Genomic DNA, 17280 nt, shown 5'->3' on the forward strand with positions numbered 1-17280 from the left:
GATGAAGAGGGATCCCGCCTGATCACGTCAGGTTGAGCGAACAGCAAAGCGTTTCCACGACGGAGTCCAGTGCGTTGCTTTGCGTCTGGACGCAGGATTGGGCGGCGCTGCGGGCCCGGGTCAGGGCTTGATCGTCTGAAAGCCAAAGGTCGACCGCCGCAGAGAGATCTGTTTCGGTTCGAACCTCGATGGCGCCACCGGCTTTGATCATCGGCGCGAAAGTTTCAGCAAAATTGAAGTATCCAGGGCCGGTTATCACGGCGGCTCCGGCCTGGGCCGGTTCGAAAGGGTTGTGGCCGCCGATGTTTTTCAGGGAACCGCCCAGGAACACGATGGGAGACAGAGCGTACCATGTGCCGGTCTCGCCCAATGTATCGGCGACATATACCTGGGTTTCGGTTTCGATCGGGGAACTATCTGATCGGAACGCGGCGCTAAGATCGGAGGTGTCCAGTAGTTTTGCGACATCGCAACGGCGCTCTGGGTGGCGGGGGATCAGCAGCAGCAGCAGATCGGGCCAGCGTTCCAGAAGTGATTGATGCGCGGCCAGAACGATTTCCTCTTCACCGGCATGGGTTGAACTGGCGATCCACACAGGTCTGCCAGAAATCCGAGAACCGATGTCATCCAGCGTGCCGTGGTCTATGGGAAGAGGGTCTGACATGGCCTTGAGATTGGTGCCGGGCCGGACGCGGCCGGCAGGGGCACCCATGGCTGTCAGGTTGGCTGCGGTTTTGTCGTTTTGCGTCAGGAACAGGTTGAACTTGTTCAATACGAACCGCGCTGTTCTGGGGCGTTTTTTCCAACCGGCAACGGACTTGTCCGACAGTCGTGCATTCAGAAGGGCCAGCGGAACGGCGTGTCTGGCGCTTTCGACGATCAAACGCGGCCAAATCTCACTTTCGACGAAAACCCCGCCCTCTGGTTGCCAATGGTTCAGAAAGCGCCGGACCGGGCCTGCCGTGTCAAGCGGTGGGAATTGATGCCGTGTACGGGGCGGCAGGCGTTTTTCGATCAGAGTCGCTGAAGTCGGGGTGCCGGAGGTGATCAGAAACTCGGCCTCGGGCAGGCGGTCTGCCAGCCGTCTGATCAGGCTGAGGACCGAAAGGCTTTCACCGACGCTGGCGGCGTGGAACCAGATCAAACGCCCATTTGGCCTGGGCAGGCTGGCATGGCCAAGGCGTTCTTGTTGCCGCTTATCAGGTACGTTTGCTGCACGCAGCTTGTTCCGAACGACCCGCCATATCAGAGGCGCGGCCAGAGACGTGAGGGCGCAGTACACATGGTACAACGCCGTGGGGCGGCCGTCATGATCCGGCATATCAGCCGCCTGTATGGCTCATGTGACGGCTCATCCGGCCATCGACGGCTTGGCGGGAATAGTCGAAGTCATGCCCTTTGGGTTTGAGATTGATCGCAGATCGGATTGCGTCTTCAAGTGGCTGTTCGGTATCGGGATGATCGCGCAGGGCGCCGCGCAGGTCGGCCATGTCTTCCTGACCCAGGCACATGTAAAGCTCGCCCGTGCAAGTCAGGCGAACCCTGTTGCAGCTTTCACAGAAATTGTGCGACAGCGGCGTTATGAAGCCAATTTTTTGGCCGGTTTCCTCGAGCCGCACGTAACGGGCCGGGCCACCGCTGCGTTCGGCCAGATCGGTGACCGAATAGTGGTTTTCGTATTCTTTCCGGACGTCCTTGAGCGACCAGTATTGATCCAGGCGGTCTTCGTTGCCAATATCACCCATGGGCATGACTTCGATCCAGGTCAGATCCATATCCCGCTGGGCACACCATTCCGTGATTTTGGGAAGTTCGGGCTCGTTGAACCCTTTCAGGGCAACGGCGTTTATCTTGATCCGCAGGCCAGCTTTTTGCGCGGCGTCGATTCCGTTTAAAACCTGTTTCAGGCGACCCCAGCGCGTCACCTTGGCGAACTTGTCATCATCCAGAGTGTCCAGCGAGACATTCACCCGACGCACACCGGCCGCATACAGATCATCGGAAAATCGGTGCAGTTGCGATCCGTTGGTTGTCAGCGTCAACTCCTTCAATGCACCGCTGTCCAGATGACGTGTCATCGAATTGAAGAACGTCATGATGTTGCGACGCACCAAAGGCTCACCACCCGTAATGCGCAGCTTTTCGACCCCCATTCTGACGAAGGTCGAACACATCCGGTCCAGTTCCTCCAAAGTCAGCAGGTCTTTCTTGGGCAGAAAGGTCATGTTCTCGGACATGCAATACACGCAGCGGAAGTCGCAGCGGTCCGTGACGGAGACGCGGAGATACGTGATGGCGCGGGCAAACGGGTCGATTAGCGGAGCTGTCATGCCATTATAGGTAAAGCTGGAACATGCTCGCGACAAGGGCGAACTGTGCTTTGCGCTGGAACAGCTGGGCGCAGGGTTGTAGGTTTCCGGCATGAAGAAAATACTTGTTTTGACATGCGTAATGACGGCCGGATGCGATGCCGTGCAGTCAACGACTGACCGAGTGTTCGGCGGGGGCGACGCGCCCGCCCAAACGGTGCCTGACACGGAAGCCGGCACCGCAGTTGCCGAAGAGGTGTTGCAGCCCGAACCGGTTTCCGCGCGCCCGAACTGGGTTGGGGCGAAAACCACCATCGCCGGGCTTGGGGATCCGACCACTCCGGGGCGTTGGATGCAGACACCGCTGGTGGACAGCGAAGTTACGGCACGTGTCGTCGTGCCACGAACCGGGGCGCAGGCCTATATTACGTTGGTCCCGGTTCCCGGTCCGGACAGCAGCGGCAGCCGCTTGTCACTGGACGCCATGAGGGCCCTGTTGGTGCCCTTCGACGAACTTGTCGAGCTTGAGGTCTATGTGGACTGATTTTTCAGGTATTTGCCTGCTTCACGGCGGGCAAACGGCTTCATGGCATCACCGTTCTGGTTCAGAAAGGCGATCACGCGTTCTGGGTCATGTTTGGACAGTTCGCGCAGCCACCAGGCTATGGATTTCTGGATGAACCAGTTGCGGTCCGAAACATATCCCGCAGCCCAGCCAAGGATGCGGTCACGGCGGTGCAGATCGTCAGGCTTGGGGTGGTTCTGTTTGGTCCAGGGCAGGGTTGCGACCAAGGCCGCGCGCCGGGTCCACATGTGATCGGACCGGGTCCACAGTTCAACCTCGTCCAACCGTTCGGGATCTGCTGAAAGCCGTTTTTGCATCGCCATGCACGCATGGTCCGCAACGGCCCAGGCATCGAAATCCGGCAGCCAGCTTTGAAGCAAATTCCAAACGGCCCCATCCGGTCGGATGCGTGCCTGAGTCAAAAGCTTGGATGCAGCAAGCCGCCCTTCGTGGATGTTGCTTTGCCATAGCCCGTCCGCCAATGCGACCCGCGCCGGTACGTCCAATTCTTTCCGCCACGCCTTGGTCAGGTCGTTGAGAACCGGGTTCGCGACGCCCAGATATATGCGATCCGCCTTGTGGTAGCTGGCCATCTGGGTCGCGCGCTCGGGGTCACCATGCGCTTTGATCTGATCTAGATATCCACTCAGCATCGGGCTCACATCGGTACGCCGGTTGGCTTTCCATCAATCGTATGGCTGTTCCTTTCCACCCAATACGAGCGGATGTCCTCGTCTGATTTTCCATCCACCCATTTCTGCATCGTATCGCGGTCGGATTGGAATTCCATGAAAGGCACGGCATAGCCGCAAGAGGTCTGCACCATGTCGATCGTCTGGTCATAGATCTGCCGTGCGCTTCGGTGATTTGGGAACAGGCCGGCAAAGTCGTCCCATCCATCATCCCCGACATGCAGGCAACGTGCCGTGCCGTAGGTGCGCAGGATCATCGGGCGCGTGGTGAAGGAACACCACATCAGCGTCATCCTGTTGACCTGCAAAAGATGCCCCGCCGTTTCATTGCCACTGCCGGTCAGGTTCATCCAGACGATGCGGTTCGGCCCCAATATCCGCAGCGAATCCATTCCCTTGGGGGAAATATTGACACGACCTTCGGCCCCGGCGGTGCCGACGAAGAACATATGCTGATCTTCAATGAACTTTTGATGCGCTTCCTCAAGCTGCGGGAACTGCTTGGCCATAATTCACTCCACCGTGACCGACTTGGCCAGATTGCGCGGCTGATCCACATCGGTGCCCTTGGCAACCGCCGTGTGATAGGCCAGCAATTGCGCGGGAACCGAATACAGGATCGGTGCAAGACTGGTGTGAACATGCGGCATGCGGATGGTGCTCCAGACTCCGTCGCCGGCCTCGTCAATGCCGTCATCATCAGAGACCAGGATCACCTTGCCCTTGCGCGCCATCACTTCCTGCATGTTCGACACGGTCTTGTCGAACACGGTGTCACGGGGTGCCATGACGACCACGGGCATATGCTTGTCGATCAGGGCGATGGGGCCGTGTTTCAACTCTCCTGACGCATAACCTTCGGCGTGGATATAGCTGATTTCCTTGAGCTTCAGCGCGCCTTCCATTGCCAGCGGATACATCAGGCCACGGCCCAGAAACAGGACGTCGCGCGCCTCGGACAGGCGTTGGGCGGCTTTGCGGATCGCCCGGTTCTGATCGAGCGCGGCGTTCAGCACGGTCGGCAACCCGCGCAGAGCGGCGGCATGATCGGCGATGTCCTCACCCGTCATCGTGCCCCGGTCTGCTGCGGCCTTGAGCGCCAGCATCAGCAGCACGCTCAGCTGACAGGTGAAGGCTTTGGTCGAAGCCACGCCGATTTCGACACCGGCATGGATTGGCAAGGCGATATCGCTTTCCCTTGCAATCGAGCTTTCGGGGACATTGACGACCGAAACGATCTTGTCTGCCTTGCCCTCACAGTACCGCAACGCGGCCAGCGTGTCGGCGGTTTCGCCCGACTGGCTGACGAAAAGCGCCAGTGTTCGATCCGTGATCGGAGGCTCGCGATAGCGGAACTCGCTGGCGATATCGACCTCTACCGGCATCTTGGCCAGTTGCTCGAACCAGTATTTCGCGGTCAGGCAGGCGTAAAACGCGGTGCCGCAGGCCACCATGGTCAGACGGTCCAGCTTGCTGAAATCCAGATCGGCATCGGGCAGTGCCACGCGGTCACCACCCGTGGGCAGGTAGGACCGGATCGCCTCTGCCACAACGATGGGCTGTTCAGCGATTTCCTTGGCCATGAAATGCTTGTGCTCGCCCTTGTCCGCGCGCGTATGATCCAGCTTGATCTTGCGCTTTTCCCGGTTGGCCAGCTCACCGGATTCGTTGCGGATTTCAAGCGACGTTCGCGTCAGAACCGCGCGGTCGCCTTCTTCCAGATATGTGATCTGGTTGGTCAGAGGCGCCAAGGCGATGGCGTCAGAGCCCACATACATCTCACCATCCCCATGTCCGATGGCCAGCGGTGATCCCTTGCGGGCCGCCACGATCAGGTCGTCCTCTCCGTCGAACAGAAAGGCCAGCGCAAAGGCGCCTTCCAACTGGTCGATCGTCTTGAACGCGGCCTCAACCGGGGACAGGCCCGAGTTCAGGTGGTGTTCCGTCATGAGGGCGACCGTTTCCGTGTCGGTTTCGGTTTGGAAATCAACACCATGTTCGGCCAGTTCGGCCCTCAGGTCGCGATAGTTTTCGACGATGCCGTTATGAACGACGGCCACCGGGCCCGCCTTGTGCGGATGTGCATTGTTGACCGACGGGGCGCCATGCGTGGCCCAGCGGGTATGGCCGATGCCGGATTTTCCGGGAAGAGGATCATGCACCAGAAGATCGCTGAGGTTGACCAGCTTGCCAACCGCGCGCCGCCGGCCCAATGCGCCGTCGTTGACGGTTGCAATCCCGGCGCTGTCATAGCCGCGATATTCAAGCCGTTTCAGGGCTTCTACCAGAATAGGGGCGGCCTCGTGCTGCCCCAAAACACCTACTATTCCACACATATCTCAGGCCTTTTTATCGCGGCGAGCCTTTTTCGCCTTCAACATATCAAACAATTTACGTGCATATCCGGGCTTGTTTTCCTGCTTGGCCCGCGCAACAGCCAGCGCATCAGGGTCCACATCCCTGGTCACGACAGTGCCCGTCGCGGTCATCGCGCCGTCGCCCACTGTGACCGGCGCCACCAGCATGGTGTTCGAGCCGACAAAGACATTCTCCCCAATCGTGGTCTTGTGCTTCATCACGCCGTCATAGTTGCAGGTGATCGTGCCTGCGCCGATGTTGGTCGCAGCGCCAACCGAAGCGTCCCCGATATAGCTGAGGTGATTGACCTTCGCGCCTTCGGCGATTTCGGCATTCTTGATCTCGACAAAATTGCCGACCCGCGTGTTTTCGGCCAGTTCGGCACCAGGGCGCAGGCGCGCGTAGGGGCCGACGACAGCGCCCCGGCTGACATGGCAGCCCTCAAGATGCGAAAAGGCGCGGATCGTTGCGCCGCTTTCGACCGTGACGCCCGGTCCGAACACCACATTTGGCTCGATCACCGTATCGCGCCCGACTACCGTATCCGCGGCCAGATACACCGTGTCAGGCGCCATCAAGGTGACACCCAGGTCAAGCAGCTCGGCACGGGCGCGCGTCTGAAATACGGCATCGGCGGCCGCCAGATCAGCGCGAGAGTTCACGCCCAGCGTCTGCGCTTCGTCGCACGCGACTGCGGTCACGTTCAGCCCACGGCGGCGCGCAATTTCAACCACGTCGGTCAAATAGTATTCGCCCGAAGCGTTGTCGTTTCCGACCTCGTCGATCAGCGAAAACAGCAGCTGCGCATTGCAGGCCAAAAGCCCTGAGTTGCAAAATGTTATGGATCGTTCTTCATCCGACGCATCCTTGAATTCGACAATGCGTTCCAGCACGTCGCCATTCATGACCAGCCGGCCATAACGGGCAGGATCGGCTGCTTCAAAGCCAAGAATAACAAGGTCATTCCCGGACCGTGCCTCGATCATCCTTTCCAGCGTGTCGGGCTGCAGGAACGGGGTGTCGCCGTAAAGAACAACCACATCACCTTCGAACCCGCTGAATGCGCTTCGGGCCTGGGCGACCGCATGGGCCGTACCCAACTGGTCTTCCTGCACGGCGATCTGCGTCCCTTCATCCTCGGCCCGTGCAACCTTTGCCACGGCTTCGGACCCATGGCCGGTGACGATCACGGTATGTTCGGGCGACAGGACAGATCCGGCGCGCATCGCATGGATCAGCATCGGAACCTGAGCGATGGGATGCAGAACTTTGGGAAGGTCCGAATTCATCCTGGTGCCTTTTCCGGCGGCAAGGATGACAAGGGCAGTGGTCATGAATTCGTTTTCTCTTTGTGTTTTGTTGCCGTCCGTTTTATCCGCTGAGGTCAAAGGCGCAAGCCGTTCGGCCATCAAACAAGATTGCCGATTGAAACAGGACACGGCGAAAACCTGCCGAGCAAGGGGGCGAAATGCGCACCGTCATCTTCGATCTGGACGGCACTTTGGCGGATACATCCGGCGACTTGCTGGCGGCCGCGAACCATTGTTTCCGCAAGATGGGGCACGGGGATGTACTGGTCCACGGGCCGGATTCCGGTGTGGCGCTGCGAGGTGGACGCATGATGCTGACCCACGGGCTGAAACGAGTCGGGGCCTATGACGAAGATACGGTGCAGGCCTATTACCCGGTTCTTCTTGAGGTCTACGCGCAGGACATCGACACCCACACCAGTTTCTATCCCGGCGCACTACAGGCGGTCGAGATGCTGAGTGACGCGGGTTACGGTGTGGGCATTTGCACGAACAAACCGGAACATCTGGCCGAATTGTTGCTGACACGCATGGGGGTGCGGGACCGTTTTGCATCTTTGGTCGGGGCAGATACGCTGCCGGTCCGCAAACCGGACCCGGCGCCGTTGCGTGAAGCCGCGCGCCGTGCCGGGGGCGATCCGGACTTGTGCGTGCTGGTCGGAGACTCGGATACCGACCGCAACACCGCCAGGGCGGCGGGCGTTCCTTCGGTACTGGTTACCTTCGGGCCATCGGGGGATGACATGGCGGCGCTGGAACCCGAAGCCCTTCTGCATCATTTTGATGACTTGCCCGGCCTCGTGCCTGATCTGATCGGTGCGGCAGCCTGAAACCTTGACCGGACCCTTTCGGAGCCTCAGAACAAGACCATGACCGACGTATTCTCTGGCAGCTTTACGCAGCAGGAACCCCTTCCGGAAGAAGCAATCGAAGCGGCACTGGCCGTTCTGCGCCATGGACGTCTGCATCGTTACAATGTCGTCCCCGGAGAGTTGGGGGAAACGGCCCTGCTGGAACAGGAATTTGCGGCGCAGATGGGGGCCAAATACTGTCTGGCGGTTTCGTCTGGCGGTTACGCTCTGGCCACGGCCCTGCGTGCGGTTGGCGTGCAGCCGGGCGACCCGGTTTTGACCAATGCGTTTACGCTGGCGCCGGTGCCGGGGTCGATTGCCTCGGTCGGAGGGCAGGCAATTTTTGTCGGAGTGACGGAAGAGCTGACCATCGATCTGGATGATCTAGAGGGCAAGCTAGATCAAGCGCGTGTTCTGATGCTCAGCCATATGCGTGGGCATCTGTGTGATATGGACCGGCTGATGCAGATGTGTGACGCGGCCGGGGTGATCGTGATCGAGGATTGCGCACACACGATGGGTGCAGCCTGGCGCGGTCAGTTGTCAGGACGGCAGGGCGCGATCGGGTGTTATTCCTGCCAGACCTACAAGCATGTCAATTCGGGCGAAGGGGGCTTGCTGGTCACCGATGACGAGGAACTGGCGGCCAAGGCTACGATGTTGTCGGGGTCCTACATGTTGTACGAACGCCATCTTGCGGCGCCGGGGCCGGACGTGTTCGAACGGATCAAATACACCACGCCCAACGTCTCGGGCCGGATGGACAATTTGCGCGCCGCCATCCTGCGCCCGCAATTGCGGGATCTGGACCGGCAGGTGGAACGGTGGAACGAACGTTATCGCGAGATCGAAGCCGGGTTGCGGGGCACGCCGGGTCTGACGATCGTCGAACGGCCCGAAGAAGAAACCTATGTCGGGTCTTCGATTCAGTTCTTGCTGCTGGATTGGGTGCCTGAACGGATAGCCGAAGTCATCAGCCGTTGCGCCGCGCGTGGGGTTGAGCTGAAGTGGTTCGGCGGTGCCGAACCGACAGGTTTCACGTCGCGCTATGACAGTTGGCGATATTTCGATAGCGAGCGGATGCCTGAAAGTGACCGCGTTCTGGCCGGCATTATGGATATGCGCGTGCCTTTGACGTTTTCCCTGGAGGATTGTCGATTGATCGCCCGGATCATCCGGGCTGAGGTGAGCGCGGTTTATCAGTCTTGACCAAGCGGAGTGCGCCTGCGGCGCACGCTCGATCTTTTGAAACGCCGCCCTTTTCGGGGCGGCGTTTTCTGTTTCGGACGCGCTGCCACAAAGATTGACCGGCGGCAGATTCGCTGCTAGAGATTTATTGAACACTTGTTCATTAAAGCGGAGGGAAGACGCAGATGTTCATGGCCACGATGAAATTCGATCTGGGTGAGGATGTGAATGCCCTGCGCGAGATGGTGCATCGCTGGGCGCAGGAGCGAGTCAAGCCGATGGCGGCCGAGATCGACGCCACCAATGCCTTTCCGAATGAGCTGTGGAAAGAGATGGGAGAGCTTGGTCTGCTGGGTGTTACCGTGCCGGAAGAGTACGGCGGTGCAGGCATGTCTTATCTGGCGCATACGATCGCCGTCGAAGAGGTCGCGCGCGCTTCAGCTTCGGTTTCTTTGTCATACGGGGCGCATTCGAACCTGTGCGTGAACCAGATCAAGCTGAACGGCAATGAAGAACAGAAGCAAAAGTACCTGCCGAGGCTTATCTCGGGCGAGCATGTGGGGGCGCTGGCCATGTCGGAACCTTCGGCCGGGTCGGATGTGGTGTCGATGAAGCTGCGCGCCGAAAAGCGGAACGACCATTACCGTCTGAACGGCAACAAATACTGGATCACCAACGGGCCGGATGCGGATACTCTGGTGGTTTATGCCAAGACGGACCCCGATGCCGGATCAAAGGGTATTACCGCATTTCTGATCGAAAAAGAGATGAAGGGTTTTTCAACCTCGCCCCATTTCGACAAGCTGGGTATGCGCGGGTCGAACACGGCTGAGCTGATCTTTGAAGATGTAGAGGTTCCGTTCGAGAACGTGTTGGGCGAAGAGGGCAAGGGTGTTGCCGTGCTCATGTCGGGGCTGGATTATGAACGGGTCGTGCTGGCAGGCATCGGGACCGGCATCATGGCCGCCTGTCTGGACGAAGTGATGCCTTATCTGGCTGAACGCAAGCAGTTCGGCAAACCCATCGGCAGCTTTCAGTTGATGCAGGGCAAGATTGCCGACATGTACACCGCGATGAACTCGGCGCGGGCCTATGTTTACGAAGTCGCCAAGGCGTGTGACCGCGGTGACGTGACCCGGCAGGATGCGGCAGCGTGTTGCCTTTACGCGTCGGAACAGGCGATGGTTCAGGCCCATCAGGCGGTTCAGGCGCTGGGCGGGGCGGGCTTCCTGTCGGATGCGCCGGTCAGCCGGATTTTCCGGGATGCCAAGCTGATGGAGATCGGTGCAGGCACCAGCGAGATTCGCCGGATGCTGATCGGCCGCGAAATGATGAATGAAATGCTCTGAAAGAAAAAACACCCTGCGGACGAGGTAACCGCAGGGCGCTTTGGAAACGAGATCAGAACCGATGGACGTAGGAAACACCGACCAGCCAGGGATCGATTTCCGCGGTGCCGATGGGGGCGCCGTTGAGCGAGACGTCCGAGTCAATGTCGAACCAGCGCACGTTCAGGCGGATCGCCCCGTTGTCGGTGACCATGTAATCCAGACCGGCCTGCAACGAGACGCCGAAGGAGTCATCGACCTTGATGTTGCCCAGGGGCGATTGCTCGTCGAAGAAGATCGTATAGTTGAGACCGGCGCCGACATAGGGTTTCCAGGCGCTGTTGGTCGGGAAGTGATAATTCAGCGACAGGGTGGGCGGCAGGTGCTTGACCGTGGCCGCGTCCGTACCGCCAAGGGCCACGGTGTGTTTGAACGGGGTCGCCGCCAGAAGCTCAATGCCCAGGTTGTCGCGAATAAAGTATTCGGCGGTGAAAATCGGGCGGGTGTCCGCGTCGATCGTCGCTGCCGCACCGGCCAGCGTGCCGTTGTCGGATTTCGGATCCAGATAGCCAACACCGATACCCAGCGTCCAGTCCCCTTGCGACTGGGCCAAAGCCGGAGCCGCCAGGGCGACCAGCGCGGTAGACAGTGTCAAAGCGGCGAGTTTCTTTGTCATATTCTTGCCTTTGGTTATGTTGATGCTCTTGGTTTCGCAAAGGCGGTGTCCGGCCACTCTGATCTGCATCAAGTTTGTGTGATGTGTCCGCCCAAGGTCAGGTCGCGAAGCATCAGGAAAACAAGGGGAATTCGCGTTGTTGCACGCTGAGCGCATACCGGGTTTGCGCTCAGGAGGAGGCTGGGACATACCGGACCGGCTGAACATGGCGCAGCAATGTCTGAACCATCCGGGTGATCAGGTGGCGCTTATTGATCTGACCGGATCAGGGCAGCGGCTGACAACCTATGGGCAACTGGCGCAAATGGCTGATGGGATTGCCCGCGCCCTGCTGGCCCGCGTCCGGCCCGGTGATCGGGTCGGAGTGCTGCTGAGCCAGTCACCCTGGTGTGCGGCAGCTCATCTGGCGATCTGGAAGATCGGCGCGATTTCGGTGCCCTTGTTCAAGTTATTCAAACGGGATGCGCTGCGGTCGCGGGCGGGCGATGCAGGCGTTCAGATCGTGCTGACTGATGCTGAAGGGGTGGATTTGCTGGGCGATCTGGCTGAACCTCTGATCGCATCCGAAATTGGCGTGGCCGGTCCTGCGCTGCCCTATGCCGCGACAGGGCCCGAGGATCCTGCCGTATTGATCTACACCTCTGGTACAACCGGCAGCCCCAAAGGCGCACTGCACGGGCATCGGGTTCTGACCGGGCATGTGCCGGGTGTCTCGATCAGCCACAATCACCTGCGCGAAGGAGACTGCCTGTGGACCCCGGCGGATTGGGCGTGGATTGGCGGGTTGTTCGATGTGCTGATGCCGGGCCTTGCGCTGGGCATTCCGGTTGTCGCGGCACGGCTTGAAAAGTTCACTCCCGAAGCCTGCGCCGAGATCATTGCGCGGGGCGGGGTGCGGAATGTGTTCTTTCCGCCGACCGCCCTGCGGATGCTCAAGGCGGCGGATCAGGCGATCCCGGGTTTGCGCTCGGTTGCGTCCGGGGGTGAGCCGCTGGGGGCCGAGATGCTGGCCTGGGGCCACGGTGCGTTTGGTCTGACGATCAACGAATTCTACGGCCAGACCGAATGCAATATGGTCGTATCCTCCTGCGCCGAGGATTTCCCTGTTCAACCCGGCTGTATCGGAAAGCCGGTGCCTGGGCATGAAGTCGCGGTGATCGACGAGGATGGCATCCCGACCAGCGAGGAAGGCGATGTTGCCATCCGGCGGGGTTCGGCCTCGATGCTGCTGGAATACTGGAACAATCCGCACGCAACGGCCGAGAAGTTCCGGAGTGACTGGCTGATCACCGGAGACCGCGGCGTGTGGGAAGGCGACTATCTGCGCTTTGTCGGTCGGGATGATGACGTGATCACCTCGGCCGGTTACCGCATCGGTCCGGCCGAGATCGAGGATTGCCTGCTGACCCATCCGGCTGTGGCCACCGTGGGCGTGGTCGGCAAGCCCGACCCGCTGCGGACCGAGATCGTCAAGGCCTATGTGGTGTTGAAACCGGGGGCCGAGGCCACGGGTGCCGAGTTGCAGGGTTGGGTCAAGGACCGTCTGGCGCATTATTCGTACCCGCGCGAGGTGGCATTTCTGGAGGATCTGCCGATGACCGTGACCGGGAAGGTGATCCGCAAGGAGTTGAAGGCGCGGGCGGCGGGGGAAGATATAGGGGAATGAAAGTACTCGATAGAATTAGTGGGCTCCGATGTCCTTGTTGCGACGCACCTGTCACGTGGAATATCGCAAACACAGCGAAGGGCAGTGAGGGCTACATACCTTTCGTCGAATGTGGAAAATGCAATGAGAAGCTCAGAGTCGCGAGCGGTTCTGGTCTCATCCACGCAATAATAGCTTGCACCCTCGTGACCGTTTTTTGGTTCGCCTTTGGAATGATGGGCTTGTTCGGCGTCGACGGCGTGTCACTGTTCCCAAGTTGGGTGCCGATTGGACTATTAGGAAAATCAATATTGTTTGGCATTGCTGTGGTTTTCATAGCTCTTCCAATTGCCAATCGGTCTTTGAAAATAGAGGTATGCAAATGAAACTCACATCCAAAGCTATGCCCGCCTCTGAGGGCTTCACGGCCAACCGCGCAGCCCACCTCGACGCGCTGGCGCAAATCTCTGCCGCAGCCGAAGCAGCCCGCATGGGCGGAGGAGAGAAGTCCCGCGCGCGGCATGAATCCCGCGGCAAGATGCTCCCCCGCCGAAGGGTGGCGAACCTGCTGGATCCGGGGTCTCCGTTCCTCGAAATCGGGGCAACAGCGGCGCATGGGATGTATGGCGGTGCCGCGCCCTGTGCTGGGGTGATTGCGGGCATTGGCCTTGTGCAGGGGCAGCAGGTTATGGTTGTGTGCAATGATGCCACCGTGAAAGGCGGCACCTACTATCCGATGACGGTCAAAAAACACCTGCGGGCGCAGGAGATTGCCGAGGAAAACCATCTGCCCTGTATCTATCTGGTCGACAGCGGTGGCGCGAACCTGCCCAATCAGGATGAGGTCTTTCCCGACCGCGATCACTTTGGCCGCATTTTCTACAACCAGGCGCGGATGAGCGCGAAGGGGATCGCTCAGATCGCCGTGGTCATGGGGTCATGCACGGCCGGTGGCGCCTATGTGCCGGCGATGTCGGATGTGACGATCATCGTCAAGGAACAGGGCACAATTTTTTTGGCCGGCCCGCCGCTGGTCAAGGCAGCAACGGGAGAGGTCGTCAGCGCCGAAGATCTGGGCGGCGGCGATGTGCACACGCGCCTGTCCGGCGTGGCCGATTATCTGGCCGAGGATGATGCGCACGCGCTGGCCTTGGCCCGTCGGGCGGTTAAGTCACTCAACCGCCGCAAGCCGCAGACGGTGGACTGGGCCAGCCCCGAAGATCCGGCCTATGACCCCGAGGAAATCCTGGGCGTTGTCCCTGCTGATCTGCGCACGCCCTATGACATCCGTGAAGTGATTGCGCGTCTGGTCGATGGGTCTCGGTTCGACGAATTCAAACCGCGCTTCGGCGAAACGCTGGTCACGGGGTTTGCCCATGTCAAAGGCTGTCCGGTTGGGATCATCGCCAATAACGGCGTGCTGTTTTCCGAAGCCGCGCAGAAGGGCGCCCATTTCGTCGAGCTGTGTTCGCAACGCAAAATCCCGCTTGTGTTCCTGCAAAACATCACCGGCTTCATGGTGGGCCGCAAATACGAGAACGAAGGCATCGCGCGGCATGGGGCCAAGATGGTGACGGCGGTGGCGACCACTTCGGTGCCCAAGATCACGATGCTGGTCGGCGGCTCGTTTGGTGCTGGAAACTACGGCATGGCCGGTCGCGCCTATCAGCCGCGCTTTCTGTGGACCTGGCCGAATTCGCGCATTTCGGTGATGGGCGGCGAGCAGGCCGCTGGCGTTCTGGCCACCGTCAAACGCGACGGGATAGAACGGCAGGGTGGCACGTGGTCCGCCGAAGAGGAGGTCGAGTTCAAACGCCCGACGCTGGATATGTTCGAGGAACAGTCGCATCCACTCTATGCCTCGGCCCGACTGTGGGATGACGGCATCATTGACCCGCGCAAGAGCCGCGATGTGCTGGCCCTGTCGCTCAGCGCCGCTCTGAATGCCCCGATCGAGGAGACACGTTTCGGCGTGTTCAGGATGTGAGATGAGCGAGAGTTTGAAAGACATAATAGCCCGTTATCCCGGTGCACAAACCTTCAAATTCGGCGACAACCCCGTGCTGAGTTCTGAGCTTCTGGCCTTGGTCCGTTCTGGCCGTAAAACAGCGACCTGCGACGCGCTCAGAAACTATCCTGATGACAGCCTTGAGATGCCCAAGTCCGGTCGCCGTGATATTGCGCTGAACTGGGATGACACTCCGGCGTTGGTCATTGAAACCATTGATATTTCGATCCAGCGTTACTGCGATGTGACCGAGGAATTCGCCTTGGCGGAAGGTGAAAATGAAACGCTTGAAGGATGGCGGGAAGATCATCGTCGATATTTCCAACGAAACGGCGGCTTTGATCCCGAGATGAAACTCGTGTGCGAACGGTTCCGTCTCGTCGAAGATCTGGCATTGGAAGGGTGAAGGCTATGTTCAACAAAATTCTGATTGCCAACCGGGGTGAGATCGCCTGCCGAGTGATGGAAACGGCTCAGAGCATGGGCGTGTCCTGCGTTGCTGTTTATTCCGATGCGGATGCAGCCGCAAAACATGTTCAGATGGCGGATGAGGCGGTTCATATTGGCGGCCCGGCCCCGGCGGACAGCTATTTGAAGGGTGATGTGATCATTCAGGCCGCGCTGGACACCGGCGCGCAGGCGATCCATCCGGGGTATGGCTTTCTGTCCGAGAACCCCGATTTCGTGGATGCCGTGCAGGCGGCGGGGCTGACGTTCATCGGCCCCTCGGCGGATGCGATCCGCAAGATGGGCCTCAAGGACGCGGCCAAGGTTCTGATGGAGAAGGCCGGTGTTCCGGTCGTGCCCGGCTATCACGGCGACAATCAGGACCCCGAGCATCTGGCAGGTGCGGCGGATGCCATCGGCTATCCGGTTCTGATCAAGGCCGTTGCGGGCGGCGGCGGCAAGGGGATGCGCCTTGTCGAACGCCCCGAGGATTTCGAGGCCGCGCTCGACAGCGCGCGGGGCGAGGCCCGGACCGCCTTCGGCAATGATGCCGTGCTGGTCGAAAAATTCGTGGCCAAACCCCGCCATATCGAAGTGCAGGTGTTCGGCGATGGTACTCATGCCGTGCATCTGTTCGAAAGGGACTGCTCGTTGCAGCGCCGCCATCAGAAGGTGATCGAAGAAGCCCCCGCCCCGGGCATGACGTCTGAGATGCGCGAGGCTATGGGTCAGGCCGGCGTGCGGGCCGCCGAGGCGATCGGCTATAAAGGCGCGGGCACGGTCGAATTCATCGTCGATGCCTCGGACGGGCTGCGCCCCGACAGGTTCTGGTTCATGGAAATGAACACGCGCCTTCAGGTGGAGCACCCGGTGACAGAGGCGATCACGGGGATCGACCTGGTCGAGTGGCAGCTTCGCGTGGCCGCAGGCGAGAGCCTTCCCAAGAAACAGGATGATCTTGCGATCTCTGGCCATGCCTTCGAGGCTCGTCTGTATGCCGAGGATGTGCCGAAAGGGTTCCTGCCCGCGACGGGAACGCTGACTCATCTGGTTTTCCCCGGCACGTGTCGCGCCGATAGCGGCGTTCGCGCCGGGGACACGATCAGCCCGTGGTATGACCCGATGATCGCCAAGGTGGTGGTGCATGGATCGACGCGTGCCATTGCACTTGAGACGTTAAACCGGGTGCTGCAACAGACCGAAGTTGCGGGTACTGTTACCAATCTGGCCTTTCTGGGCGCGTTGACGCGTCACGAAGGATTTGCCTCGGGCGATGTCGATACGGGGCTGATCGGGCGAGACCTTGAAACGTTGGTGCAGGAACCCGAGCCGTCGGATGTTACCGCGGTCGCGGCTGCGATGACGGCATTGGATCTGTTGGATGTCGATCCGGAAACCGGGTTTTCGCTGTGGGCGCCGCTGCATCGTGCCGTGCATTTGTCCCGTCGCGACGACGTGCTGGATCTGGATGTGCAGGTCGATGGGCCGGATCGCCAGATTTGGCAGATTGGCAAAAACCGCGTCGTTGCGGACCGCACCGCCGGGCGCTGGATGTTGAACGACACGTCGATGCCTCGCGTTGCTGCACATAACGGGACCCTGACGGTTTTCACCGATTACGGTCAGAGCTTTGACGTCATCGATCCGCTGGACCGCGATACCAGCGCGACCGGCGACACCAATGTGATCGAGGCGCCTATGCCCGGTCTGGTCAAAGCCGTCTTTGCCACAGCGGGACAAACCGTACAGAAAGGCGATCGTCTGGCAATTTTGGAAGCGATGAAGATGGAGCATTCGCTGCTTGCGGCGCGGGACGGGATCGTTGCCGAAGTGCTGGTCGGGGATGGTTCGCAGGTCGAAGCCGGGGCTGCCTTGGTGAGGTTGGAGGAAGAAGCTTGATCTG

General features: G+C 60.0%; 15 protein-coding genes. 8 read left to right on the forward strand and 7 right to left on the reverse strand.

Going from position 1 to position 17280, the window contains the following annotated elements:
- Positions 1 to 22: 22 nt before the first annotated feature.
- Entirely contained in the window at positions 23 to 1321 is a 1299-nt protein-coding gene (locus tag GS611_RS01200; RefSeq protein WP_171631098.1) for a 3-deoxy-D-manno-octulosonic acid transferase, read from the reverse strand.
- 1 nt (position 1322) lies between these two features.
- Positions 1323 to 2330, reverse strand: coding sequence for a GTP 3',8-cyclase MoaA (gene moaA / locus GS611_RS01205; protein ID WP_171631101.1), 1008 nt, complete (start codon positions 2328 to 2330; stop codon positions 1323 to 1325).
- Between the two features lie 142 nt (positions 2331 to 2472).
- Here moaA and GS611_RS01210 point away from each other — a divergent pair, with 142 nt between their 5' ends.
- On the forward strand, positions 2473 to 2853 hold the full coding sequence (locus GS611_RS01210; protein WP_371732209.1) for a hypothetical protein: 381 nt from the start codon (positions 2473 to 2475) through the stop codon (positions 2851 to 2853).
- On the opposite strand, the gene GS611_RS01215 is transcribed toward GS611_RS01210, so the two are convergent.
- The 4 genes from GS611_RS01215 to glmU are packed head-to-tail and all read right to left on the reverse strand — an operon-like array spanning position 2841 to position 7258.
- Complete coding sequence (locus tag GS611_RS01215) at positions 2841 to 3527, reverse strand: DNA alkylation repair protein (RefSeq protein ID WP_171631105.1); 687 nt, start codon at positions 3525 to 3527, stop codon at positions 2841 to 2843. The genes GS611_RS01210 and GS611_RS01215 overlap by 13 nt on opposite strands.
- Before the next feature lie 5 nt (positions 3528 to 3532).
- Positions 3533 to 4075, reverse strand: a complete 543-nt coding sequence (locus GS611_RS01220) for a pyridoxamine 5'-phosphate oxidase family protein (RefSeq protein ID WP_171631107.1) — start codon at positions 4073 to 4075, stop codon at positions 3533 to 3535.
- A gap of 3 nt (positions 4076 to 4078) precedes the next feature.
- Positions 4079 to 5902 carry a glutamine--fructose-6-phosphate transaminase (isomerizing) gene (glmS, locus tag GS611_RS01225; protein ID WP_171631110.1) on the reverse strand — a complete coding sequence of 608 codons (1824 nt, stop codon included), beginning with the start codon at positions 5900 to 5902 and terminating at the stop codon, positions 4079 to 4081.
- Between the two features lie 3 nt (positions 5903 to 5905).
- Positions 5906 to 7258: a bifunctional UDP-N-acetylglucosamine diphosphorylase/glucosamine-1-phosphate N-acetyltransferase GlmU gene (gene glmU / locus GS611_RS01230; protein ID WP_171631112.1), complete on the reverse strand. Its 1353-nt coding sequence runs from the start codon at positions 7256 to 7258 to the stop codon at positions 5906 to 5908.
- 134 nt (positions 7259 to 7392) lie between these two features.
- On the opposite strand from glmU, the gene GS611_RS01235 reads away from it, so the two are divergent.
- The 3 genes from GS611_RS01235 to GS611_RS01245 all read left to right on the forward strand — a co-directional run bounded on the left by GS611_RS01235 (position 7393) and on the right by GS611_RS01245 (position 10622).
- Positions 7393 to 8064, forward strand: a complete 672-nt coding sequence (locus GS611_RS01235; protein ID WP_171631115.1) for an HAD-IA family hydrolase — start codon at positions 7393 to 7395, stop codon at positions 8062 to 8064.
- A 39-nt stretch (positions 8065 to 8103) separates the two neighbouring features.
- The gene (locus GS611_RS01240) at positions 8104 to 9294 is read left to right on the forward strand and encodes a DegT/DnrJ/EryC1/StrS aminotransferase family protein (protein ID WP_171631117.1); all 1191 of its coding nucleotides are present in this window, start codon (positions 8104 to 8106) and stop codon (positions 9292 to 9294) included.
- 164 nt (positions 9295 to 9458) lie between these two features.
- The gene (locus GS611_RS01245; RefSeq protein WP_171115013.1) at positions 9459 to 10622 is read left to right on the forward strand and encodes an isovaleryl-CoA dehydrogenase; all 1164 of its coding nucleotides are present in this window, start codon (positions 9459 to 9461) and stop codon (positions 10620 to 10622) included.
- Positions 10623 to 10674: 52 nt separating this feature from the next.
- Here the strand turns inward: GS611_RS01245 and GS611_RS01250 are convergent, their stop codons facing one another.
- Positions 10675 to 11277, reverse strand: coding sequence for an OmpW family protein (locus GS611_RS01250; RefSeq protein WP_171227945.1), 603 nt, complete (start codon positions 11275 to 11277; stop codon positions 10675 to 10677).
- Between the two features lie 205 nt (positions 11278 to 11482).
- Here GS611_RS01250 and GS611_RS01255 point away from each other — a divergent pair, with 205 nt between their 5' ends.
- From GS611_RS01255 to GS611_RS01270, 4 genes are all read left to right on the forward strand, one after another.
- Positions 11483 to 12943: an AMP-binding protein gene (locus tag GS611_RS01255; RefSeq protein ID WP_253284941.1), complete on the forward strand. Its 1461-nt coding sequence runs from the start codon at positions 11483 to 11485 to the stop codon at positions 12941 to 12943.
- A 361-nt stretch (positions 12944 to 13304) separates the two neighbouring features.
- On the forward strand, positions 13305 to 14909 hold the full coding sequence (locus tag GS611_RS01260; RefSeq protein ID WP_171631123.1) for a carboxyl transferase domain-containing protein: 1605 nt from the start codon (positions 13305 to 13307) through the stop codon (positions 14907 to 14909).
- Between the two features lies 1 nt (position 14910).
- Positions 14911 to 15336 carry an ASCH domain-containing protein gene (locus tag GS611_RS01265; RefSeq protein ID WP_171631125.1) on the forward strand — a complete coding sequence of 142 codons (426 nt, stop codon included), beginning with the start codon at positions 14911 to 14913 and terminating at the stop codon, positions 15334 to 15336.
- 5 nt (positions 15337 to 15341) lie between these two features.
- A complete protein-coding gene (locus GS611_RS01270) occupies positions 15342 to 17276 on the forward strand; it encodes an acetyl/propionyl/methylcrotonyl-CoA carboxylase subunit alpha (protein ID WP_171631128.1) in 1935 nt (644 codons plus the stop codon).
- Positions 17277 to 17280 lie beyond the last annotated feature (4 nt).

This window comes from Ruegeria sp. HKCCD6119 (genome assembly GCF_013110585.1).
Taxonomy (GTDB): Bacteria; Pseudomonadota; Alphaproteobacteria; order Rhodobacterales; family Rhodobacteraceae; genus Ruegeria.